Origin of the sequence: Streptomyces sp. NPDC058221 (genome assembly GCF_042882365.1) — a bacterium.
Classification (GTDB): Bacteria; Actinomycetota; Actinomycetes; order Streptomycetales; family Streptomycetaceae; genus Streptomyces.
The window spans coordinates 65,673-89,239 of record NZ_JBHVWF010000010.1 but is presented as its reverse complement, the minus strand read 5'-3'; the positions used below and the strand labels follow the sequence as shown (position 1 = coordinate 89,239).

Here is a 23,567-nt window from a genome sequence, read left to right as displayed (position 1 = left end):
CGGTACCCACGACGCGCTGCACGTTCCCCCTAGTGGGTCACCAGAAGGCGCACCGGGCTCCGCGAAGTCGCCCCCACACGCCACTCGACGGAGTCCGGCACCTGCGCCAGGCGGAGCCCCGGGAAGCCGGCCGCCAGGCGGTGCAGCGCCAGTTGGAGTTCCAGCCGGGCCAGCCAGGCACCCAGGCAGTAGTGCGGTCCCGCGCCGAAGGACAGAGTGGGGGCCTCCAGGGGCGCGAAGAGGTCGTCCGCCGTGCTTGCCGGGAAGACGTCGGGGTCGCGGTTGGCCATCCCGCAGTCGGCCAGGACCACCGCACCGGGCGGGATGAGCACACCTCCCACCTCGACCGCCTCGTACGCGCGACGCGTGGTCCCGCGGTCGTCGCCCAGCGGGATCCGGTGGAGCAGACGGTCCGCCGCGACACCGGCCGCCTCCTCCCCCATCGCGAGACGCGGCCAGAACTCCCGACCCTCCGTAAGCAGGTAGAGGAGCGCGTTGCCGAGCATGGTCATTGTGCTGTCGTGTCCCCCGACCACCAGCCCGCAGACAAGGCTGACCAGTTGGGCCTCGGGGATGCCGCCCTCCTCGTCGGCGGCCCGGACCACGCCGCTCACGAGGTCGTCTCCCGGCTCGCGCCGCCGGGCGGCCAGGAGTTCGGCGCCGAAGGCTGAGAAGTCGGCCATCGCCGCACCCACCTCCTCGCCGTCGCGGGAGCCGTCGGTGAAGGCGTGCTCGCTCCAGTGCCGCATCCGCTCACGCGCGGATGCGTCGAGTCCCATCAGCCGGCTGATCACCGCCACCGGCAGGGGAAGCGTGAACTCCGCGACGATGTCCACCGGCTGCTCCCCCTGGGACACCGAGTCCAGCCGCTGCTCCACGATCGACGCGATCCAGGGCCGCCAACGGGCAACGGCTCTCGGCGTGAACGCACGGCGCATGGTGCGGCGCAGCCGCAGATGACCGGGGCCGTCCTGGTTGAACATAAGGTCCGGATCGTTGACGAGCCCCGGCGCCCGGGAAAGAGGTGGCCCGTCCGCCGCGTACAGCTCGGCTCGGCCGAACCGGCTGTCGCTGAGCACCTGCCTCACATCGGGATACCGGCTGACCAGCCAGGCCGGAGACCCGTCGGTGAGCTCGGTCGGCCGGGGCAGGCCCGGGGTGCCGAACTCCATGCGGTGGAGTGGGGCCAACAGCGGCTCCGGACCGGGGATGTTGCTGGCGCTGGCTGCGGCGGACACGGTGCCTCCTGGCTGTGCGTACACGTACGGCGGAGCCGGGCTGGGGGTGGAGGATGGAAGGGCGGGCAGGGGGCCGGCGCCGTTGGGCAGGCCCGCGCCGGTGTCCACGGCGGTGCACCGGTCCGCGTCGGCCCTCTCGACAGCGCTCACAGTTCGACCAGCACCTTGCCCAGGTTGGCGGCCCGGTCGTGGTAGAGGCTCCCGTAGGCCGTGGGGATGCTGTCGAAGCCCTGGTGCAGGGTGTGGTCGCAGACCACCTCGCCCCGCCGGATCCTGCCGCCCAACTCGGTGTGGAGGGCCTGCCAGTTCTCGTCGGTGAACCACTCCAGGGAGAAGATCCCGCGCACCGTGGCACGGGGGAACATGATGTACGGCAGCAGCCGCGGACCTGTGGCGTCCTGCCCGACCTGGGTCGCCCACTGCCAGCACACCGCCACCTGGCTGCCGACGTTCAGCAGCGAGAAGACCACGTCGGTCACGGCGCCGCCGAGGTTGTCGAAGTACCGGTCGACCCCGTCGGGCGCCGCCCGGGCGAGGGCGTCGCGCACGGAATCGGCGCTGTCGCCCTGCCGGTAGACGACGACCGCGTCGAAGCCCAGCCGCGCCAGGTACTGCGCCTTGCGCGGGCTGGATGTCGTCCCCACCACACGGGCGCCGGCGAGCCGGGCCAGTTGGCCCACCAGCGTGCCGACCGCGCCGGAGGCGCCGCTGACCACCAGGGTGTCCCCCGGCCCCGCGGCCAGGAACGTGGACAGGGTGCCCCAGGCGGTCATGCCAGGCCCGCCCATCGCGCTGAGCGCGGTCGGCAGCGGCAGTGCGTCGTCGTACCAGGACGGGTCCAGGCGACGGAAGGCGGGGAACACCATCGGGAAGGTTCCCGTCTGCCACAGCGACTGCTCGCCGGCGCTGACCAGATGGGACCGCCAGCCGCCGAATCCCTGCACCAGGTCACCCGGCCGGTGTGCGGCCCGCGGACCCGCCTCCAGCACTTCCATGATCGAGTCGGCGCCCATGTGGCGGCCCAGCGGGGTGTCCAGTGCGATTCCCTGGAGGTAGGGGTCGACCGACACGTACAGGGTCTTGAGCAGCATCTCGTCGGGCGCGAGGTCCACGTCGATGTCGTGGACGGTCTTCTCGTAGATCCGCTCGACGTCGGGAGTGCCCCCGATGTGCTCGCGGACGACCCACTCCTTGATCTTCACTTCTGCTCCTGTTCGACGCCGGCGGGGCCAAGGGGTGCGGCGGCGGAGTCGTGGGGCTGCGGCCCGACCGCGATGACGCGGTGGGTGGGCGGCGGTCCGGACTCGTCGACGCCGGCGGTGAACGTTCTGCCGTCGTCCCGGCAGACGAACTGCATGACGTGCCGGCCCGCCGCGGCGGCCCGGATCAGGCCGCCCGTCGTCGCCCAGACACCGGACAGGTAGAAGTTCTCCAGGCCCGGCAGGCCGGGACCGTGCTTCTTGACGAGCTCCTCGAGAGTCTCGCCGCTCTCCACGAACGGCTGCCATCCCAGTACCGTCCCGTCGTGGTTGCCGGTGTAGCGGACCTGGGTGAGCGGGCTGGACACGTCACGCACCACGATGGCGTCCTCGATGCCCGGATAGCGTTCCTCCAGGAACTGCACGAGTGCCGTGCGAGCCCGTCGTTTGGCCGTGTAGTAGCCGCGGCCGTGCCGCACCGGAAGGGTGTGGAGCTCCTGGCCGCCGCGCGTGCGGGTGACCTGTTCCGGGCCGTCGTCGAGGGCACGCCAGGGGGCGATGTCGCAGAAGTACGTGGCGTAGACGACCGTCGTCCCGCGCGGTGAGAGCTCCGGGTAGTGGCGGTTGCGGAACTGGACGTTGATGCTCGGGTGGCGGATCCCGGTCAGTTCGGCCGCCTGTCTCCCCGTCAGCAGGTAGGTCGTGCACGGGTCACCCTCGGGAAAGGGCCGTTCGAGCCCCAGGAAGAGGGTGAAGTAGCCGGGGAACACCATGCCCGGTTCGTTGATGGTGCTGGTGTAGAGCCGCCGGTAGGCCTCGTTCAGGTAGCGGCCCCGCAGGAGTTTCAGCATCGTGGTGGGCCCGTCGCAGGCGGACACGATGATGTCCGCGTGCAGTTCCCGCCCGTCGCTCAGTCGCACGCCGACTGCCCGGTCGTCCTCGACGAGGATCTCCTCGACCTTGGTGTTGTACGTGACCCGGCCGCCGAGTCTGCGGTAGCGGCGCTCGATCGACTCGGCGAGGCCCAGTGATCCGCCTTCGGGCACACCGGCGGACAGATTGGCGTGCGAAGCGAGCTGGAAGTGCGTCGGCAGGACGGGGAAGGCCGGATGTTTCTCGTACAGGACGAAGTTGAAGGCCTCTCGCAGCAGGGGGTCCTTGAACCTCGCCGAGTAGTCCGACATCAGTACGGAGATCGACTTGCGGACCGCGTTGAAGTACGGGACGAAGGACGCCAGCATCCGCCACCGCTCCAGCCGCCCCATCAGCCCGACGGGTTTGAGGAAGGGGTAGACGTCCAGCGCCTTGCGGAAGGAACGCAACTGCCGGCAGAACTCCCTGATCTGTTTCGCGTCGGCGGGCGAGAGCTCGGTGAGATGGTCCTGCAGCCGGTCGGGGTCGGAGTAGAAGTAGACCGCTCTGCCGTCCCGTCCGCGCACGATGTTGAACACGTCGAAGTGACGGACCTCCTTGCCCTGCAGCGCGCCGAGCTCCAGCCAGATCTGATGCATCTCGTTGCCAGGGCCGCTGCCGAGCAGCCAGCTCACGCAGGCGTCCAGGGTGAAGTCGCCGCGCTCCCACGCGGTACAGCAGCCCCCGGGGATCTCGTGCATCTCCAGCACCTGGGACCGGTAGCCGTTCATCTGCGCGTAGCAGCCCGTGGACAGGCCACCGAGCCCGGCACCAATGATGATCATGGTCTTTCTGTCGCTCGGCCGCTGTGCCATGAGGCTGTCCTTCCGCTTCCTCACGCGCCGGTTCCCTCTCCGGAGGACCACCGGTCGAGCTGCGGCAGCCGGCCCAGCTTCCCCGGGTGCCAGGGACCGATTCCGGTGCTCTCCCACGCCCTGAACGCAAGACCCAGCTCCTCGCACAGGTACTGGACGGCGAAACGCCCCGTCGACGCTGCACGGATGAGTCCTCCCATGCCGACCCACTGGCCGGCCATGGAGAACCCGCTCAGCCCGGGCAGCCGCATCCGGCCCTTGCCGACCAGGGCGGACGCCACGTCATCGGCGTCGGAGAACGCCTTCCACGCCAGGATCGAACCGTTGTGGTTGCCCGTGTAGCGCCGCGTCGTGGCCGGTGAGGCCACCTCCACCAGTTCGATCCGCCCGGCCGCGCCCGGCCAGCGGCCCTCCAGGAACCGGCGCACGAAGGCGGCCACCCTGCGCTTCTGTGCCCAGTACGCCTTGCGGTCCCTGTCGCGCAGCTCCTTCCAGTAGGTGTAGTCGCTGAAGTAGGTGCAGTGGACCACCGACTTCCCCGGCGGGGCGAAACCGTCCGAGTAGCGTGAGCGCAGCTGGACCACGAGGCTGCTCTGCAGCGCACCGGGCAGGGCGGCCGCTTCCTGGGGCGGGAGCAGATACGTGGTGCTGTGGGCGTCCTCGGCGGGCAGCGGACCGCGGATGCCCACGAACGCGGAGACCACCGCGGGGAACAGGGTGCCGGGGCGTTCCAGCAGCTCGGTGTAGAGCCGGTCGATCCTGGGACCGGTGTAACGGCCCCCGAGGAGCCCGTAGACCGTGGTGTGTCCGTCGCAGGCCGACACGGTGTGCTCGGCGTAGTACCGGCGGCCGTTGCGGAGCTCGATCCCGATCGCCCGCCCGTTGTCCACCAGTACCTTCTCGGCCCGCGCCCGGTAGGTCACCTCTCCGCCGAGCCCGGTGTACCGCTCCTCCATCGACCGGGCCAGGCCCAGTGATCCGCCCTGCGGGAAGCCGGCGTTGCCGTGATGGGCGCTGGCCATGTTGAACAGGTACGGGAGCAGCGGGAAGCCCTCCGGGTCCTGGAAGAAGATGTTCCGGAACGCTCTGCGCAGCAACGGGTCCTCGAACCGGTCCGCGAACCGGTGCATCGGGGTGGCCGCTGTGCGCCAGAACAGCCGGAACGCCGGCAGGACGGTGCGCAGGGTCGCCGCTCTCTCCCGTACGGTCCGCAGCCCGGGTGCGGTCAGGAACGGGTACAGCTCGATCTCCGTGAACCGGCGCAGGTCACGGCAGAAGGAACGGATCAGCCGTGCGTCGGCGGGCGAGACGCGCAGCAGGTGTTCCTGGAGGCGGGCGGGTTCGTTCCAGAAGGTCACCGACCGGCCGGCCTCGTCGACGACCTTGTTGAAGAGGTCGAAGTTCCTGACCGTCTTGCCGTCCAGTGCCCCCAGTTCACGCCAGACCTGGTGGGCGTCGTTGCCCGGTGCGGTGCCGATCAGCCACTCGATGCAGTAGTCGAAGAGGTAGCCCTCACGCGACCAGGCGGTGCAGCAGCCGCCGGGCAGCACGTGTTTCTCGAAGATGCGGGTCCGCATTCCGCTCATCTGCGCGTAGCAGCCGGTGGACAGGCCCGCCACACCCGCGCCGATGACGATGACACGGGGTGCGCTGCCGGGCTCCCGGTGCCGGGAGCCCCAGTCGGCCTCATCCCGCATGGTCGGCCTCTCCCGTGAGAAGGGCCCGCACCAGCGCCGCGTTGCGAGGGAGGTGTTTGGGATCGAGCATGTCGGCATGTGTCCCCGAGCCGCGCAGAACGTGTGTCTCTCCGGTGGAACTGCCGTGCCAGGCACCTGGGGCGCCGGCCACGTACAGGCCCGCCTTCTCCTGGTCGGTCACCACACCGACCGAGGCCGCCACGCTCCCGGTGTTGGGGGTTCTGCCGCAGAAACTCAGGTACTCCGCTGCGTGTTCGAGCACGGTCGCTGCGACGATCTCCGACCCCGTATGCCGGTAGAGATGGCGGCCGAGCTCCTCCTCGAACACCCTGATCCCCTCTTCGTCCGGCTCGTAGGCATCCATGATCCGGCGGGAGTCCAGCACCACGACGTGGGAGACCTCACGCCCGCGTGACTCGAGTTCCTTGGCCACCTCGAACGCGAGATTGCCGCCCAGTGAGTACCCCAGCAGACGGCACGGTCCCTGTTCCCCGAACGACTCCACCAGGTCCGCGTAGCGCGCCACCTTGTCCTCACCGGGCAGGTAGTTGAACGCCACGATCGGGTACTGGGGCAGTTGCGCCGCGAACCCGCGGTACACGAGTGCGTGACCGCCGGCCGGCGGGAAACAGAAGACCGGCCGGCCCGGGCCCGGGTTGAACGTCAGGTGGGCAAGCTCCTCGGACGGGGTGCTGTTCACGAGGTCCTCCACCGCCACGGCCATGCCGTGCAACGTCGTGGCCCGGTACAGCCGGCTGACGGGGACGCCGATGCCGAATTCCGTGCGCAGGTGATGAAGCAGCTCGATCAGCTTGATCGAACTCCCGCCGCACGCGAAGAAGTCGTCCCCCAGACCGGCCCGCTCCACTCCGAGCAGCGCCTCCCAGTGCCGGGCCATGCTCAGTTCGTAGAGCGTCACCGGTGCTTCGTAGGACTGCTCCCGGTCGCCGCCGGCCGGCGTCGGGAGCCCACTCATATCGACCTTTCCGTGCGCGGTCAGCGGCAGCCGGGGCAGTTCGACGATGTGGGAGGGCACCATGAAGGCCGGGACCGCTCCCGCGAGGTGGCGTCGCAGGGCCCGCCGGTCCAGTGTCTGCCCCGGTTCCATCACGCAGTACGCGCACAGGGCCGCCTCACCGCCCGCGTCGGGGCGGACGGCCACCACTGCCCGGGCCAGTCCCGGCCGGCCCGCCAGATGTGACTCGATCTCAGCGGTCTCGATGCGGTGACCGCGGAGCTTGACCTGGTGATCGCTGCGTCCCAGGAGATGCATCCGGCCGTGTGTGTCCCAGCGCGCCACATCACCCGTGCGGTACAGGCGCACCGGTGCGGCGCCCGGCGCGCGGCTCAGGACCCTGGTCACGAAGCGCTGCGCGGTCTGTTCCGGGTCCCCCGCGTACCCGATCGCGACACCGGCGCCGCCGATCCACAGATCGCCGGGTACACCGGGCGGAACCGGCTCGCCGTGCTCGTCCAGGATGTGCAGCGTGCTGTTCGCCAGCGGGCGGCCGATCGGCACCATCAGCCCCGGCTCGAGACCGTCCGGGGGTCCCTCGAACAGGGCGCTGTCGATGGTGGCCTCGGTGACGCCGTAGGAGTTGACCACCCTGGTGCCGGCCCCGCACAGTCCGCGCAGCCGGTCGTACTCGGCGACCTTCCACGCGTCCGAGCCGACCACCAGCAGGCGCATGAAGTCGAGCCGTTCGCCTTCGCGCTCGCAGTGGTCCATCAGGCCCCGTACGACGGCGGGGACGAACTCCGCGCAGTCCACCCGCTCCGTCCGCATGGTGCGGTACAGCCGGGCCGTGTCGAAGATCAGGTCGCGGTCGGCCAGGACGAGGCGGCCGCCCGAGCACAGGGCCCGCACCCAGTCGCCGGTGAACACGTCGAACGAGGGCTCAGCCATCTGCAGATGGACACGCGCCCCGTCCGCCAGCCGGTACTCCTGGAGCCATGCCCCGTACGCGGAGGCCAGGCTGCGGTGGCTGACCCGGACAGCCTTGGGGCGGCCGGTGGAGCCGGAGGTGTTGATGACATAGGCGGCCGAGTCCGGGTCTGCCGATTCCTGCGGGGCAGGCCCTTCAGTCTCCGTCGCCCGCAGCCCGGCCAGGGTCACCACGGTGGCCGGCAGTTCCTGGGCCCAGCCGGCCCGGCAGTCGTCGACGACGACGAGGGCGGCTTCCGCCGTACGCAGGACATGGGCGACCCGAGCGGCGGGCTGGTCGGGATGGACGGGCAGATAGGCGCCGCCCGCCCTCAGGACCGCGAGGAGGGTGATGATCAGCTCCGGCGACTTGTCCAGGCACAGCCCCACCACCGCCCCCGGCACCACCCCGAGTTCCCGCAGCCGCCGCGCCCTCGCGTTCGCCCTGCGCTCCAGCTCCCCGTACGTCAGTTGCGCCGTGCCACCCCGGAGGGACGGCACGGACACCGCGACGCTCTCCGGGTGTGCGGCGGCGATGTCACCGATGAGCTGATGGACCGGCCGGACCTCGTCCCTCCGGTCCCCGGCCACGGCCGGCAGCAGGGAGGCGCCGCTCCATTCGGTGACCAGTTGCTCCCGCTCCCGCGCCCCGAGCATCTCCAGCCTCGCAGTGGACAGTTCCGCGGGCGCCCGGGTCATGCTGTCGAGCAGCTGCACATAGTGGGCGGCCATGCGGCGCACGGTCCGGGCCAGGAAGAGATCGGTGTTGTACTTGAGGACGCAGTGGAAGCGTCCCTCGGCCTCGTCCTCGTACACCGAGAGCGTGATGTCGAACTGCCCTTCCTCCTCGGGTAGCTCGATGTACTCCAGCCGGTAGCCGTACTGCTCGGTGGCCACCTTGTGGGTGAGCAGGATGAACATGGCCTGGAATACCGCCGAGCGGCTGGGGTCGTGCTGCAGTCCCAGCTCCTCGACCAGCAGGACGAACGGGTACTCCTGGTTGTCCAGCCCGTTCAGGACCGTCCTGCGGACCTGTGCCAGCAGCTCCGCGACCGTGGGGCCGGCGGACAGGTCCGCGTGCAGGGGCAGCGGGTTGACGAAGTAGCCGTAGACCGAGGCGAACTCCTGCTGCGTGCGGCCCGTCACCGGACTGCCGACGATGACGTGGTCCTGGCCCGAATAGCGGTGCAGCAGCACGTAGTAGGCACTCAGCAGGACCATGAACGGCGTCACGCCGTGTTCCAGTGCGAGCGCGTGGACCCGGGCGCTGAGTGCGGTGTCCAGCACGAAGAACTCCGACGCACCGTTGTGCGTCTGCACCGCGGGGCGCGGCCGGTCCACCGGCAGGTCCAGGAGCGGCACCTCGGCGGGCAGATGGGAGCGCCAGTACTCAAGCATTTTCCCGGCCTCACGGCCCGCCAGGAACCGGTTCTGCTCGTTGAGGAAGTCCAGGTACCGGGCACCCACCGCCGGCAGCGACGGCTCCCGCCCGTGCTTCAGAGCCTCGTACACGGCGAGGAGCTCCTCGATGAACGTGAACGTCGACACCGCGTCCGAGACGATGTGGTGGACGGCCTTCATGATGATCCAGCGGCTCGGCCCGCGCTTGAACAGCCGGAACCGCACAAGCCGGTCGAGTTCCAGGTCGTACGGTTTGCGGTACTCGCGGATGATCGCCTGCTCGATGTGCTCCCATTCCTGCCCCTGCACATCGAACAGTCCCAGGTCGGGCTCCGTCTCCGGTGACGTGTGCTGCATGGGCACGCCGTCCACCAGCGAGAAATTGGCGCGCAGCGCCGGGTGCCGCGCGACCACTCTGCGCACCGCCTCGAACATCAGCTCCGGTTCGAGTTCGGCACGCACCTCCACCGCCCCGCCGATGTTGTACGCGTATCCACCGGGATTGAGCTGCTTGAGGAACCAGAGCGCCTTCTGGTTCTGTGTGAGCGGATGGCTGAGCTCATCGGTGAACACCTCGACAGCGGATGCGTCGCTCTCCGCGGCGCCGCCCGCCGCCAGCCGTTCGACCAGACCCTCGTACAACCGGCCGGCCAGCTCACCGACCGGCGTGCCACTGAGGAGTGCGACCACCGGCAGGGCAACCCCGAGGTCGGTCTGTGTCCTGGCGCGCAGCTCCATCGCGAGCAACGAGTCGAGCCCCAGCCCGCTCAGTCCGGCTCCGGGGTCGATCTCGTGCGCCGCCGTACGAAGGACGGTCGCGGTCAGTGCGGTGAACCGGTCGGCCACCAGGGAGCGACGCTCCGCCTCCCCTGCGTCGCGGAAGGAGTCGAGGAAGTCGTCGGCCTCGTCCACCTCATGTTTCTGAGCAGCCGCGGCCAGCTCGGTCACCATTGGCGGCGGGGTGTCGTACCAGGCCAGGAACGTCGGCCAGTCGACGACCGTGGCGACGAGCAGTTGCGCCCGGTCCTGCCCGATGACGCGTTCCAGGACGCTCATCCCGGCCTCCGGGGACAGCGAACTCATGCCCCGGCTGCGAAGGTAGTGGTCGGCCAGGCCCAATTCCTCGATCATTCCTGTCGCCCAGGGGCCCCAGTCCAGACTCAGCGCAGGCAGGCCCTGCGCCCGCCTGCGGTGAGCCAGAGCGTCCAGAAATGCGTTTCCCGCCGCGTAGTTGGTCTGGCCCGCCGTCGTCAACAGCGAGGCGATCGAGGCGAACAGCACGAAGTGCTCGAGCGGCTCGTCCCGGAGGTGCCGGTCCAGCAGGTACGCGCCCACGGTCTTCGGATCGAGCACCGAGTCGAACGTGGAACGGTCCATAGCGGCGACGAGCCTGTCCCGCACCTGGCCGGCCAGATGGAACACACCACGTACCGGCGGTGCGCCGCTCTGCCGGTACGCGTCCAGCCAGTCAGTCAGCGCGTTCTCGTCCGTCACGTCGACCTGCGCCAGGACCGTCTGTGCCCCGGCCGCCTCCAGCTCCCTGAGCAGGGCGACGGCCTTGCCCTGTGGCGTTGCGGGATCGGTCGTACGCCACTGCCCGCGCTCCGGTACAGGCGTGCGGCCCATCAGGATGATGCGGCGGGCACCACGCTTCACCAACGTCCGGCACAGCACCCGGCCGAGCGCCCCGAACGCACCGGTGACGAGATAGCTTCCGTCTGCCCGCATGCGAGGCGGCAACGGCTTCGTCAGCCCCTCGGCGGGCCGGAGACGGCTTGTCGCACGGCGCTCCCCGCGCAGCCCGATCTCTTCCTCGTCGTCACTGAGGAACTCCCGCAGCAGGGCCTCCGCGTCCGCACGGGCTCCGGGCGGGCCGGGCTCGCGTCCTGGGTCGAGGTCGACCAGTTTGCCGCGGTGGCCCACCAGTTCCTGGTGTCGCAGGACCCGGGTGACACCCCAGGCAGGCGCCCCGAGGGGTTCGCTTCCTTCCCCCGGTGACACCGGCTGCGCGCCACGGGTGACCACATGTAATCGCCCGCCGCCCGGCTGGGCGAGGAGAATCCTGGCGAGGGCGACGAGAGAGTACGCTCCGCTCTCCGCAGCCCGTGCCAGGTCCGCCCGCTCGCTGGCAGCGATACCGGGCAGGTCCAGGTTCCACAGATGCACGACCGTCCCGCGGAACGCGTCACCGTCGCGGTCCAGCCCGGCAAAGCGCTCTTCAAGCCGGGCGGCGCAGTCCCGCGTGGCGGGTAACTCCCCGCCGGCTGCCGCCCGGTCGCCGTTGTCGCCCGCGCGAAGCAGGCGGCAGCGGTCGCCACGCGCGGTGACCAGCTCCGCGAATGCGTCGCCGACTCCCCCGTTGTCCGCCAGGACCAGCCAGTCCTGTCCCCCCGCCGTGCCTTCCTCTGCGTCCTGCGGCCATGGGCAGTCGATCCAGACCGGCTCGGCGAGCCAGGAGTCGACGGTGGTCCGGGAGACGCCTCCGGCGGCGCGTTCCACGTCCGCGGCACGAAATCCGCGCATCCGGCCGAGCGCCGTTCCGTCCTCGGCGTACAGCGCGAGGTCTCCGACCAGCTCGTCCCCGTTGTGGCGGGACACTGTGCCGTGCACCCAGAGGGGTTGGTCGCCGACGGGGGAAAGGCTCATCTCGTCGAGCGACAGGGGCAACCGGATGCCGGTGCCCGGTGACGCCTTGTCCCGGGCCAGGATCTGCGGGGTCAGCAAGGTCTGGAAACAGGCGTCCAGCAGTACCGGGTGGATGTGGTGGTCTGCCGCGCCGGCCCCGATCTCCGCAGGCGGACGGATCCGTGCAAGGACCTCATCGGTGCCGATCCATACCTCCTCGATGGCCTGGAAGGCAGGACCGTACCGGTAGCCGAGCCCGGCCAGTGCGGCGTAGCACTCCTGGCTGCCGAGCCGGCGCCGGCTGCGTTCCCTGATCGGGCCGGAGTCGAGCGCCGGTCCGGCCGAGCGGCGCTGCACAGCGTGGACCGCGCCGCTCGCATGCACCGTCCGCTCCGCCTCCGTGCCTGCCCCTGCGGTTGCGATGACAAAGCTCCCGTCCTCCAAGGACACGGACAGGTGGACCGTGCGGACATCGTCCTCGGCGAGGAAGAGCGCCTTGCGCAGCTCGATGCCGGACAGTGCGACGTCCGTGCCCCCGGTCAGTTCCCGTACGGCCTGTGCCGCCATTTCCAGGTAGCCGGCCGCGGGAAACACCACGGAGTCCTGAATGCGGTGATCGGCGAGGTAGGGCAGCCTCTCGGTGTCGAGCCGCGCCTCCCACGCCGGTTCCGGGTGATCGGTGCGGCGGCCGAGCAGGGGGTGGTCGAGCAGGCCTAGACGGATCTGTGCGACGGCGCTCGGCTCCGTCCAGTGACGGTCCCGACGCCAGGGGTAGGCCGGCAGCGGGACCGTCTCGCCGGCAGGCTGGAGTACGTCCCACGCGATGGCGGCTCCGAGGGTGTGCAGGTTCGCCAGGGAGACGGCGAAGCGCTCGGTCTCGTCCTCCTGGCGGCGCACCGATGGCACCGAGACGGCAGTGTGCCCCTTGGCATCCAGGCATTCGCGGATCGCGTGCCCGAGGACCGGGTGGGGGCCGATCTCCAGGAACAGCCGGTGGCCGTCGTCTGCGAGCCGGTCCACGGCGGCCTGGAAACGCACCCGGTGGCGCACGTTCCTCCACCAGTAGTCCGCGTCCAGGACGACGTTCTCGGCTACACCCTCCTGGCCCGTGAGGTGCAACGGCACCCTCGCCGGACGCGGCTCGATGTCCGCCAGCGCGGTGAGCAGCTCATCCTTGATGTGCTCCATCGCGGGGCTGTGGTAGGGCACTTCCACCGCAAGGAATCTGGTGAAGACCTGTTCGGACCGCAGCTCGTCGGCCAGTGCGGTCAGCGCCGACCGGTCCCCGGCCAGGGTGACCGAGGTGGGGCTGTTGACGGCTGCCACGGATACCTGGTCCCGGTAGGGCGCTACCCGGTGGTCCGCATCGTCCTCGGGCAGGCCGACTGCGAGCATGGTGCCCGTTCCGGACAGGGTGTGCTGGAGACGGCTGCGGTGGACGGCGATCCCGACGGCATCCTCAAGCGAGTAGACGCCCGCCTCGTAGAAGGCGGCGATCTCTCCGGTGCTGTGCCCCACCACCGCGCCGGGGCGGACACCGTACGACCGCCACAGGGCCGCCAGACCGATCTGGACGGCGAAGTTGGCCGGCTGTGCGAGCCAGGTCTCCGCCATCCGCGACCGGTCCTCGTCGGCGGCCATCTCGTCCATGAGGGACCAGCCCGTGATCTTCCGGATCTCCCGGTCGCACGCGGTGACCGCGTCGCGGAACACGGGTTCGCTCTCCAGCAGCCCCCGCCCCATGCCCCACCACTGCGGTCCCATCCCGGTGAACACCCAGACCGGCCGGCGGTCCGGTGCGTCCAGCTGCCGCCCCTGAACCACTCGGGGATGGGGTTCACCCCGCAGATATGTCCCCAGTGCCTCATCCAGGGACTCCGGGGACGAGTAGACGACGGAGAGCCTCGATTCGAGGTGCTGGCGCCGGTGGGCGAGTGTGTGGCCGAGGTCGGCCAGAGCCACTCCGGAGCCGTGCTCTGCGGTCAGTTCGCGGCCGATTCCTTCCGCCAGCCGCGGGAGGGCGTCCGGATGACGGGAGGTCAGCGGAAGGATGCTCCAGCTCCGCTCCTTCGGCCGGGGCGGTGCCGGGCGCGCCGGAGGCTCCTCCAGGACGACATGGGCGTTGGTGCCGCCGAAACCGAAGGCGTTCACCCCCGCCCGCGCGGGCCCCTCGTGCTCGGGCCAGTCCGTCACCCGGGTGGGGATCTCGTACGGCGATGAGCTCTGATCGATGGCCGGGTTGACCGTGTCGAGGTTGATGTGGGGCGGGATCCGGCGGTGCTTGAGAGCCAGGGCGGTCTTGATGAGCCCCACTACGCCGGCAGCCGACTCCGTGTGGCCGATGTTCGCCTTCACCGAGCCGACATAGCAGCGGGCACCCGGGGCCCGCCCGATGGTGAGGGCACGGGACAGGGCGTTGGCCTCGATCGGGTCGCCCACGGGCGTCGAAGTGCCGTGCGCCTCCACGTACTGCAGATCCCCGGGGGTGATACCGGCCTCGGCGCAGACCCGCCGCACGAGTGAGACCTGTGCGTCGGCGCTGGGGACCGTCACCCCGTTGGTCCGCCCGTCCTGGTTGACCCCGCTGCCGAGGATCACCGCATGGATCGGGTCGCCGTCCCGTACGGCGTCCTCCAGTCGCTTGAGTGCGACCAGGGCGACGCCCTCGGCGCGTACATAGCCGTCGGCCGAGGCGTCGAATGTGCGGGAACGGCCCTCGGGCGACAGGAATCCGCCCTTCGTCTCCGCGACGGTGTACTGGGGTGCCATGTGCAGCAGCACCCCGCCGGCCAGCGCCAGGCCGCTCTCTCGCCTGTTCAGACTCTGGCATGCGAGGTGGACGGCCACCAGGGACGAGCTGCACGCGGTGTCGACCGACAGGCTGGGCCCACGGAAGTCGAAGGAGTGCGAGATCCTGTTCGACACCATCGTCATCATCGTGCCGGTCGCGGTGTGGGCGGCGAGCGTCCCGAAGCTCAGATCGGCGAACTGAAGGATCTTGTAGTCCAGCGTGAACGCCCCTACGTAGACGGCGGTGTCGCTGCCGGCGAGGTCGGCCGGCACCTGGCCACCGTCCTCCAGTGCCTCCCAGGCCACTTCCAGGAGCTTGCGCTGCTGCGGATCCATGTGATCGGCCTCGCGTCGGCTGATGCCGAAGAAGGCCGGTTCGAACTCGTCGAAACCGTCGATGTATCCGCCCCTGCCGCCCGCCAGCCGACCGGGCTTGTCACGGTGACGGCTCTTGAGGGTGGTGACGTCGTAGCGGTCCGCGGGCGTAGGGATGACGCAGTCCTTGCCGTCCAGCAGGTTCTGCCAGAAGGCCCGGTGGTCGGATGCGCCGCCGGGTAAGCGGCAGCCGATACCCACGATCGCCACTTTGCCCGTGGAAGCGTCGTTGATCGCGTCAGCCAAGTTCGCACACTCCTCAGGTGGTCGCGCTGCCGGGACGGCAGCGCCGAAATCCGTGGTGCAGGGCCAGGAACCCGGAGGTCAGATGCTTTTGCCGCCGCGCCGCTTCGTGCGGCGCCACGGATGGAGCAGGCTCCCGAGGATCTCGCCGGTTCCGGGGAACGAGCTGGGATCGCCGAGACCGACCGCGGCCGGCTCTCGGCCCGGCCGCCAGGTGAAGCTTCCGAAGAGGTGGTCCCAGCACGACAGGTCGGAGCCGTAGTGACCCGCCTCGGACAGATCCGTGCTGTGGTGCAGTCGGTGCTGTTCGGGGCTGGCCAGGACGTGGTTGAGCCGGCCGATGCGTACGTCGATGTTGGCGTGCACGAAGTAGCCCTGCGCGGCCACGAACAGCCCCGTGGCAAGCACCGACTCACGGGAGAAACCGGCCACCGCCAGGGTGAGTTGGACGGCACCCTGGGCGAGGACGATGTCCAGGACATGGTTGACACCGTTGTTCGCGACGTTGACCTTCTGCGGTACGTGGTGCACACCGTGCAACCGCCACAGCAGAGGGTTGGTGTGCCCGAGCCGGTGAACCAGGTAGCTGGCGAGCGAACCGCTCAGCAGGGCGGCCGGGATCTCGGCCCACAGAGGGAGCACCGGGTCGGTCGGTGCCAGCCGTCCGACCATGGCCGTCACCCCGACTTGTGCCAGCGCGCTGCCCGTCATGGTGAGGAGGAAGTAGACGCCGTACCAGCGCCATTCCGGCCCGCTGGGGTGCCAGTCGCGACGGTGCGGGATGAGTCCTTCCAGGGCGGCCAGGTAGAGCAGTGTGCCCACGAGGAAGAGTGGGCTGACGCGTCCGGGGTCCCAGTGCAGAATCAGCGAACCGGCAACCACGGATAGAGTGGCCGAAAGGAGCAGGGGGTAAGCCAAGGCGCGTAGAATTCTTCGGTACTGATACCTGGCCGATAATCGCCGCGAGGGGTGAATGTACCCGCCGGTGTGCCGTTCGTATTCGTACACCCGAAACACCTCCGTGGAATGGGTGACCGGCCGCGCCGCCTGCATCGCGGCAAGGGGGACCGGGGCTCACCGACCTCAAGGGGAAGCCGGAAAGCCCAGGGGCGTACGGAATTTGGACACGAAGCACCCACACACCCTTCAAGGTGGATGCGGGTACACGAGAATGGGCTGGTCCTGATGTGACGTGGCGAGCTCGCCTGCTACGTTCCGCACAAGCTCGATAGATGCATTTCCGCTTTCGGCGGATTCAATCCTCGACCGGCAACACGATAACTTTCCCCCGACCGTTGCAGCTGACCTCACCACCATTGAACCGGACGTCCGGGCGAGATGAAATAGAGGGAAGCCTCACTGTCGCCGGTGTGGGTTACTTAGTATTTTTTTCGCTTCATTCCCTCTTGGCGGTAAACCCTTCGAAACCGAACCTGTTCGCAGCGGGCGCGACTCCGGCCGGGCACCTTTGACGTGGCAGGGTGAGCCCCGTCGGGACCGTCCGTAACAGTCGATGCCCTTTCAGCGGACGATCGCTAAACTGCCGGCAGCCTTGAACCCGGTTTGGCCGAGGGGGACATGGGCGCGAGGGGCGGGGCGGCGATGCTTCGCCGACCGTGCGTGCCGTCAGTGGACGGCACGCCCTATGTGTGACCGGAGGCGGTTCGTCATGGTGTCCACGGAGCGCTTGCTGGCCTTTGCGGCCATGTCGTTCGCACTGATCGTGATCCCGGGCCCCAGTGTGCTGTTCGTGATCGGCCGGGCGCTTGCCCAGGGCCGTCGCGCCGCACTGACAACAGTCGTGGGGAACACGCTCGGCGCCTACATGCTGGTGGTGGCCGTCGCTCTGGGAGTCGGGGCCGTGGTGGAACGCTCCGCCCTCGTCTTCACCGCACTGAAGCTGTTGGGCGCCGCGTACCTCGTGTACCTCGGCGTGAAGGCTGTGCGGCAGCGCGCTTCGCTGCGCGCCGCGTTCGCCGGTGACGGCCCCGCCCACGGCGGTCTGCGCACGTTGTGGGAGGGGTTTGCAGTCGGCGTGGCCAATCCCAAGACCATCGTGTTCTTCGCTGCCGTACTGCCGCAGTTCGTCGACCAGCGGCAGGGGCACGTCACAGTGCAGATGCTGCTGCTCGGCCTTGTCTTCAATGTCATCGCGGTGGTTTCCGACAGCGTGTGGGGGCTGGTCGCGGCCACCACACGGAGTTGGTTCACCCGCTCTCCCAAGCGCCTCTCCCTGGTGGGCGGGGCCGGCGGACTCGCAATGATCGGTCTCGGCGTCACCGTCGCTGCCACCGGCCGCAAGGACTGAAGCACCCCTCACCGCGTCGGGGCGAAGACCTCCTGGTTGCCAATCCTAGGGCTCCTAGTTTACAACTAGAGGCCCTAGGGTCATTTTGGAGGACGCATGGCACGGGCCGGTCTGACAGTCGAGCGGGTGACGATCGCGGGCGCCGAGCTGGCGGACGAGGTGGGACTCGACCGGGTGACCATGTCTCAGGTGGCCCGTCGGCTCGGTGTGAAGGACGCGAGTCTCTACACGCACGTCCGTGGCCTTGAGGATCTGCGGGGGCGGATCGCGTTGCTGGCGGCGGACGAGAAGACGGTCCGGATCGCCGAGGCGACCGCCGGTCGCGCGGGCCGGGACGCGCTGGTCGCGTTCGCCAATGCCTGGCGGGAGTACGCCCAGGAGCATCCGGGGCGCTACATGGCGACGCAGACGCCGATGGAGATCGATCCCGAGCTGGTGGCGAAGGCGCCCGGGCCGCGGCGCGCGATCGAGTTGACCTACGGCATGCTGCGCGCCTACGGGCTGGCCGAGCCCGACCTGACCGACGCCGTCCGATTGTTGCGCAGCACGTTTCACGGCTTCGTTGCCCTGGAGGCGGCGGGTGGATTCGGGCACGAGCGTTCACCGCAACGCTCCTGGGGGCGCGCCCTCGAAGCCCTCCATACCCTCCTCGAGCACTGGCCCGCCTCCCGAGATGGAGCCCCAGCATGAGCGAACCGACCGTCGGCTGCCTTCGTGTGAACGGCGCGACCCTGCACTACGAGGTGCGCGGCCAGGGGCCGCTTCTGCTGTTGATCCCCGGAGGGACAGGGGGCGCGGCCTCCTTCGACGGCATCGCCGAGGATCTGGCCGAGGAATACACCGTCGCGACCTATGACCCGCGTGGCATGTCCCGGAGCCCGCTGGACGATCCGGAGGCCGAACAGCGAGTGGCGGAGCACGCCGACGACGCGTTCCGGATCCTGGAACTGCTCTCGCCCGGCGAGCCGGCCCGCGTATTCGGCGCCAGTTCGGGGGCGATCACCGCCGTGCATCTGCTCACCGCCCGTACCGGACGCATCACACGGGTCGTGGCGCACGAGCCGCCGATGGTGGAGGTCCTGCCGGACTCCCCCGAACACCGCGCGCTCATCGGGCGCGTGACCGCGACGTTCCGTGCGGAAGGGCTCATGCCCGCGATGGCGGTGTTCGCCGCAGGTCTGAAGAAGGACGGTGACACGGGCGAGCCGGAGGCCGGGGCCGATGCGGGACCGGGGGACGGGATCGACGCCGATGCGGGACCCGAGGCCGGGGCCGGCACCGAGGTCGAGGCCGGCATCGAGCTTCCGCCCCAGGCGGCGGCGCGAGCCCAGCAGACAATGGCCGATCTGCCGTACTTCGTCGGACGCATTGTGCCTGCCTTCATGTCCTACGTCCCGGACATCCGCCGGCTCGAGGCGCTCTCGGACCGTCTGGTGCTTGCCGTCGGCGAGGACTCACGCGGCGAACTGTCCTACCGTCCCGCTCCCTTCCTGGCCGAGCGTCTCGGCTCGGAACTCCTCCACTTCCCCGGCGGGCACACCGGCCTGACCACACACCCCGCCGAGTTCGGCGAACTCCTGCGAAAGGCCTTCAGCGCCTGAGCCAGGTGCGGCGGAGCGCTGTGGCCGGGCGGGCAGGTGCTACCCGGGGTGCGACCGCGCGGGCGAGAGGCCTCACCATAGGGGAGTGACCGCGACGAACCGCAGTGGGCCCGCCCCAGCTATCAGCCTTTCGAAAGTGCAAGAGCGTGCACCTGACCTGGTGAACCTGTACAAGGCGGCGGGAGACAGCCTCCGCAGGCAGGGACTGGAGGGGGTGAGGGCCGCGGTGTACCTGGTACTTGACCGTTCCGGGTCCATGCGGCCGTATTACCGGGACGGCACCATGCAGAACCTGGCCGAACAGGTGCTCTCGCTGTCGGCCCATCTCGATGACGACGGCATCGTGCCGGTGGTGTTCTTCTCCACGGACGTCGACGGCTCGACCGATCTGGCCCTCGGCCGGCACCGCACCCGTATCGAGAAGCTGCACCAGAATCTCGGCCACATGGGACGCACGAACTACCACTGGGCCATGGACGAGGTCATCGACCACTACGCGGCATCCGGCAGCCGCTCCCCCGCCCTGGTCGTGTTCCAGACCGACGGCGGCCCCACCAGCAGGTTCGCCGCTGAACGCTACCTGTGCAAGGCAGCCGCGCTGCCGTTGTTCTGGCAGTTCATAGGCTTCGGCGATCCCGACGACAACGAGTTCGCGTTCCTTCGCAAGCTGGACACTCTCGCTGTCCCGGACCGGCGGGTCGTGGACAACGCCGGCTTCTTCCACGCCGGCCGCTCGCCGCAGTCCACCACCGACCACCAGCTCTACGACCGGCTGCTGGGGGAATTCCCCGAGTGGCTGACCGCCGCCCGCACCGCCCGCATCGTGGAGTGACCGGCATCCGGCAGGGATCGCCGACCCGCGGGTATCCGCGATCGCTCCGCGGCCCCGGCCGGCACGCCGGCGAGCGCGCCGGCCGGGGCCGGTCGTGTACGGGTCGCGGACGCGGACTACTTTCTGGCGGACGCCCTACCGGCGCTGCCGTTGATGACGAACTGTGATCCTGGTTCGACCACGACATCGCCGTCGGCCGAACCGGTGACGGTCACATCGGTCAGGGTCGCGCTGCCCCGGGCGCCTCCCATGGCCAGGATTCCCGACCCGTTGACGGAGTTGTCGATACGGACGTTCGAGATCTTTGCCCCGGGCACGGATCCGCCGCCCGATTTGAACTGGATCCCGTCGTAGGTGGAGTCATGGATGTCGGTGTCCCGGATCGTGACGCCGGGGATGTCCTGACCGGACGCGAACAGCGTGATGGCACCGAACTCCTGGGCCTCGCCCCAGAACGCCCCGCCCGTGCGATACAGCTCGTTGTTGGCGATCAGTGTCTGTCCGGAGAAGGGCAGCGGGTCGTGGTCCGTCGCCAGCATGATGCCGGGGTAGTTCATCGTGTCGGAGATGATGTTGTTCTCGATCGTGTTGCCGTACCCCCCGTAGACCGCGATGCCGTTGGCCCGCCAGGGAAGCTGGATCGTGTTGTTGCGGAAATGGTTGTCGTGGCCGATGTCCACCGACGGGTTCTTCACGTACTTGCTCGACCACACGGCGAGCGAGTCGTCACCGGTGTTCCTGAAGGAGGAGTTGAACACCGTCGAGTTGCGGGTGCCGTTGGCGAAGTTGATGCCGTCCGCGTAGGTGTTGCGGATCCGCATTCCCGTGAACTCGACATCGTCGCCGGGTCCCCAGAGGTCCGGTATGTTGTCGTAGTCGCGGCCGACCCACACGCCCACGTTCGCGTGCTCCAGCCAGACGTTGGTGATCTTGGTGTCCTTGCCGAAGCGCCCGTTCAGGCCCACGCCGCCCTCGGCGTTGCCGTCACCTCCGCGGATGGTGCCGGAGCCGAAGATCGCGATGTCCGAGATCTTGGTGTTGTCGTCGATGTCGAAGCCGAAGTTGCCCTCGTGCGGGTGGTTGATCCCGCCGGCGTCCTGCGGCGGGGTGAGGGTGTACAGCTGGGAGTGCCACATACCCGCACCGCGGATCGTGACGTCGCTGATGCCGACCTGGTTGTACTGCCCGCGGTTCAGCGGGTCGTCGGTGAGGATCTTCTGCTCCTGCCGCCACTGCCCCGGCGGAATCCACACGCAGCCGATGTCACCGTTCTGATCGGCTGTCACGGCCCGCTGGATGGCGTCCGTGTCGTCGATCCCGTCGTTGGGGACAGCTCCGTAATTGGTGATCGAGGTGCAGCCGGCCGGCTGCGCCGCCGGCGGTGCCACCTGTTCCAGATCGACGAGGTCGATGATGTAGAAGGAAGCCGAATCGCCGGCGTCGCGCTGGAGACGGAACGTCGTACCGGCGGGGTAGGTCGCGCCGAGCAGGGCGTTGGACTCGTCGAACAGCCTGCGGGCGTCTCCTCCTGGACTGTTCGTCAGTCCCTCCGGGCTGTCCGTGTCGCCGTACAGCCAGCTGTGCTTGGAGGAGAGAGTCAGTTTGCGCTCGAAGGTGCCGTTGACGTACAGGCTGATCGTGGCCTGGGCCCCGCCGCCGCCCGAGGCGTCGGGGATGGAGTTGCGGACGACGATCGAGTTGGAGGGCACGGTCGAGGTGACCTCGACGTACTCGCCCGTCGAGTCGAGACGCACGGACTGGCGGCCCGAGGACTCGGTGGCGAAGTTGGTGTGCCCGAAGGTGCGCTTCTTGTCGGAGGTCAGCAAGGTGCCCTCGTAGTCGCCCTTCTCCGCCTCGTACTCGGTGTACGGGACAGCGGCTCCGCGGCCGACGACGATGGCACGCGAGAAGACGTTGTTGTTCTCGTTCGTCTCGGCGACGGTGTCGGTCGCGTCCGCGGTGGCCGTCAGATTGGCGCCACCGGTCTTCGCGGTCCAGCTCCCGCTGACGGGCACGGTGACGGTGCCACCGGCGGGGACCGCGCCGGTCGCTCCGTTCAGCGTGGTGCCCTCGACGAGGAGGCGGGTGACGGTCGAGGAACTCACCGCAGTGGTACCGCGATTGTGTACGGAAACGGTGAAGGTGACGGCGGAGCCCTCAGCCGGATTCGCCGGGCTGGAGGTGATTCCGAGCACCTCCAGGTCGGGGCCGGGGCTCTGCGCGACCACGAGCTCGGATGCCGCGGTGCGGCTGTTGTTACTGTTGTCCTGTTCGATGACCGTGTCGGCCGGATCGACGACCGCCGAGACGCTGTAGCTGCCCATCGGCCGCTTGCCGACGTCGACCTGCACGGTGGCCGAGGCGCCGGCGGCGAGACCGCTCACCGGTGCACTGCCTGAGACCACGCCCTCCAGGCTGACGTCGACGCTCGTCGCGGCGGAAGGCGCCGTACCCGCGTTGTGCACGGTGGCGCTCACGGTGACGTCGTCCTTCTCCGACGGCGAGGCGGGCGACCATGTCAGTTCGGAGACGGTCAGGTCGGGGTTGGGGGCGGCGGTCCCGACGACCTGGAGCTCGGCGACCTGGGCGCCGGGGGCTCCGGTGTTGGAGAAGAACTTGAGCTGGATGTCCGCGTACCGGCCGGTCACGGGAACCGTCACCGTGTTCTGGTTGCCGGTGGGGCTGAACGTGTAGTTGGCGCGGTCCTTCAGCGAGGTGAGGCCGGTGCCGGACTGGGCGCGGCCGAGAACCTGGAGACTCTGGGTGCGGGCAGCCCAGGCCTGGTCCGGGGAGAGCTTGAGGACCACTGCCTCGATATCGGCGTCGGCGCCGAGCTTCACCGTCAGCGTCGAGGGGTAGCCGTTCGACTCCCAGTACGTGTCGGCCTTGTCGTCATTGGCGTTGGCCGCCACGAAGTTCTGGGTGGCGGAGGAAGCCTCGATCGGCTTGTTCAGAGCCAGGTTGGAGCCGTCGGCGGCCGGCAAGCCGGGATGGTCCCCGGCATCCTGCCCGTAGACCTCCACCTGGGAGAGCTGTGCGGCGCTCCATCCGGTATTGGCTGTCATCTGCACACGGATGTACCGCGTCTGCTTCGCAGTGAAGCCGATGGTGACGGTGTTGGCATCCGTCGGGGTGAACGCGCGTGCGGCCGGCGCGGACAGGGCGCTGAAGCTGTCGCCGTCCGTGCTGCCTGTGATACCGAGTGTCTGGGTCCGCGCCTGCCACGTGTTGGGCAGTCTCAGCACCACCTGGTCGACGTCGAACCGGTTACCGAGGTCTATCTGGACCCATTGCGGAAACGTGCCGCCGGGCCCTTCCCAGTACGTCTGCTGGCTGCCGTCGGTGATGTTCGAGGCCGGGTAGGCGCCGTTCGACCCGCTGGTCGTCACGTGCTTCCCGAGGGCGAGATCGGGGACCGGTGCCGCTGCCGAGGCGGTTACGGGCAGGAGCCCGACCGTCATCAGGGCGGCTGTCACCGCCCCGATGAGGAACCGCCATACGAATTGCTTCCGTCTCATGCTGTCCTCTGTTCCGTGGGCCGCGGGACCGGGAGGACACGGCGGCACGTCGCCGGCCGCGCAACGCGTTCGGCGTCACGCGGCCGGTG

Annotated in this window: 11 protein-coding genes; 4 read left to right on the top strand and 7 right to left on the bottom strand. The window is 69.3% G+C overall.

The window, feature by feature from the left end; all coding sequences use genetic code 11:
- Positions 1 to 29: 29 nt before the first annotated feature.
- The 6 genes from ACFVW8_RS05860 to ACFVW8_RS05835 all read right to left on the bottom strand — a co-directional run bounded on the left by ACFVW8_RS05860 (position 30) and on the right by ACFVW8_RS05835 (position 16,272).
- The gene (locus ACFVW8_RS05860; protein WP_389686453.1) at positions 30 to 1,172 is read right to left on the bottom strand and encodes a cytochrome P450; all 1,143 of its coding nucleotides are present in this window, start codon (positions 1,170 to 1,172) and stop codon (positions 30 to 32) included.
- A gap of 212 nt (positions 1,173 to 1,384) precedes the next feature.
- Entirely contained in the window at positions 1,385 to 2,440 is a 1,056-nt protein-coding gene (locus ACFVW8_RS05855) for an MDR family NADP-dependent oxidoreductase (protein WP_389686426.1), read from the bottom strand.
- Positions 2,437 to 4,134, bottom strand: coding sequence for a phytoene desaturase family protein (locus tag ACFVW8_RS05850; RefSeq protein WP_389686451.1), 1,698 nt, complete (start codon positions 4,132 to 4,134; stop codon positions 2,437 to 2,439). The genes ACFVW8_RS05855 and ACFVW8_RS05850 overlap by 4 nt, the downstream gene beginning before the upstream one ends.
- Before the next feature lie 50 nt (positions 4,135 to 4,184).
- Positions 4,185 to 5,861: a phytoene desaturase family protein gene (locus ACFVW8_RS05845; protein WP_389686424.1), complete on the bottom strand. Its 1,677-nt coding sequence runs from the start codon at positions 5,859 to 5,861 to the stop codon at positions 4,185 to 4,187.
- Positions 5,851 to 15,222 (bottom strand): amino acid adenylation domain-containing protein, encoded by a 9,372-nt coding sequence (locus tag ACFVW8_RS05840; protein WP_389686422.1) that lies wholly within the window; start codon positions 15,220 to 15,222, stop codon positions 5,851 to 5,853. Before ACFVW8_RS05840 ends, ACFVW8_RS05845 begins: the two co-directional genes overlap by 11 nt.
- A gap of 78 nt (positions 15,223 to 15,300) precedes the next feature.
- Positions 15,301 to 16,272, bottom strand: a complete 972-nt coding sequence (locus tag ACFVW8_RS05835) for a sterol desaturase family protein (protein ID WP_389686420.1) — start codon at positions 16,270 to 16,272, stop codon at positions 15,301 to 15,303.
- A 616-nt stretch (positions 16,273 to 16,888) separates the two neighbouring features.
- Between ACFVW8_RS05835 and ACFVW8_RS05830 the strand changes: the two genes are divergently transcribed.
- From ACFVW8_RS05830 to ACFVW8_RS05815, 4 genes are all read left to right on the top strand, one after another.
- Positions 16,889 to 17,527, top strand: coding sequence for a LysE family translocator (locus ACFVW8_RS05830; protein ID WP_389686418.1), 639 nt, complete (start codon positions 16,889 to 16,891; stop codon positions 17,525 to 17,527).
- Positions 17,528 to 17,623: 96 nt separating this feature from the next.
- A complete protein-coding gene (locus ACFVW8_RS05825; protein WP_389686416.1) occupies positions 17,624 to 18,217 on the top strand; it encodes a TetR/AcrR family transcriptional regulator in 594 nt (197 codons plus the stop codon).
- Positions 18,214 to 19,128 (top strand): alpha/beta fold hydrolase, encoded by a 915-nt coding sequence (locus ACFVW8_RS05820; protein WP_389686414.1) that lies wholly within the window; start codon positions 18,214 to 18,216, stop codon positions 19,126 to 19,128. The genes ACFVW8_RS05825 and ACFVW8_RS05820 overlap by 4 nt, the downstream gene beginning before the upstream one ends.
- Before the next feature lie 85 nt (positions 19,129 to 19,213).
- The gene (locus ACFVW8_RS05815) at positions 19,214 to 19,960 is read left to right on the top strand and encodes a vWA domain-containing protein (protein ID WP_389686412.1); all 747 of its coding nucleotides are present in this window, start codon (positions 19,214 to 19,216) and stop codon (positions 19,958 to 19,960) included.
- A gap of 116 nt (positions 19,961 to 20,076) precedes the next feature.
- Here the strand turns inward: ACFVW8_RS05815 and ACFVW8_RS05810 are convergent, their stop codons facing one another.
- Positions 20,077 to 23,478, bottom strand: a complete 3,402-nt coding sequence (locus ACFVW8_RS05810; protein ID WP_389686410.1) for a CARDB domain-containing protein — start codon at positions 23,476 to 23,478, stop codon at positions 20,077 to 20,079.
- Positions 23,479 to 23,567: the final 89 nt, after the last annotated feature.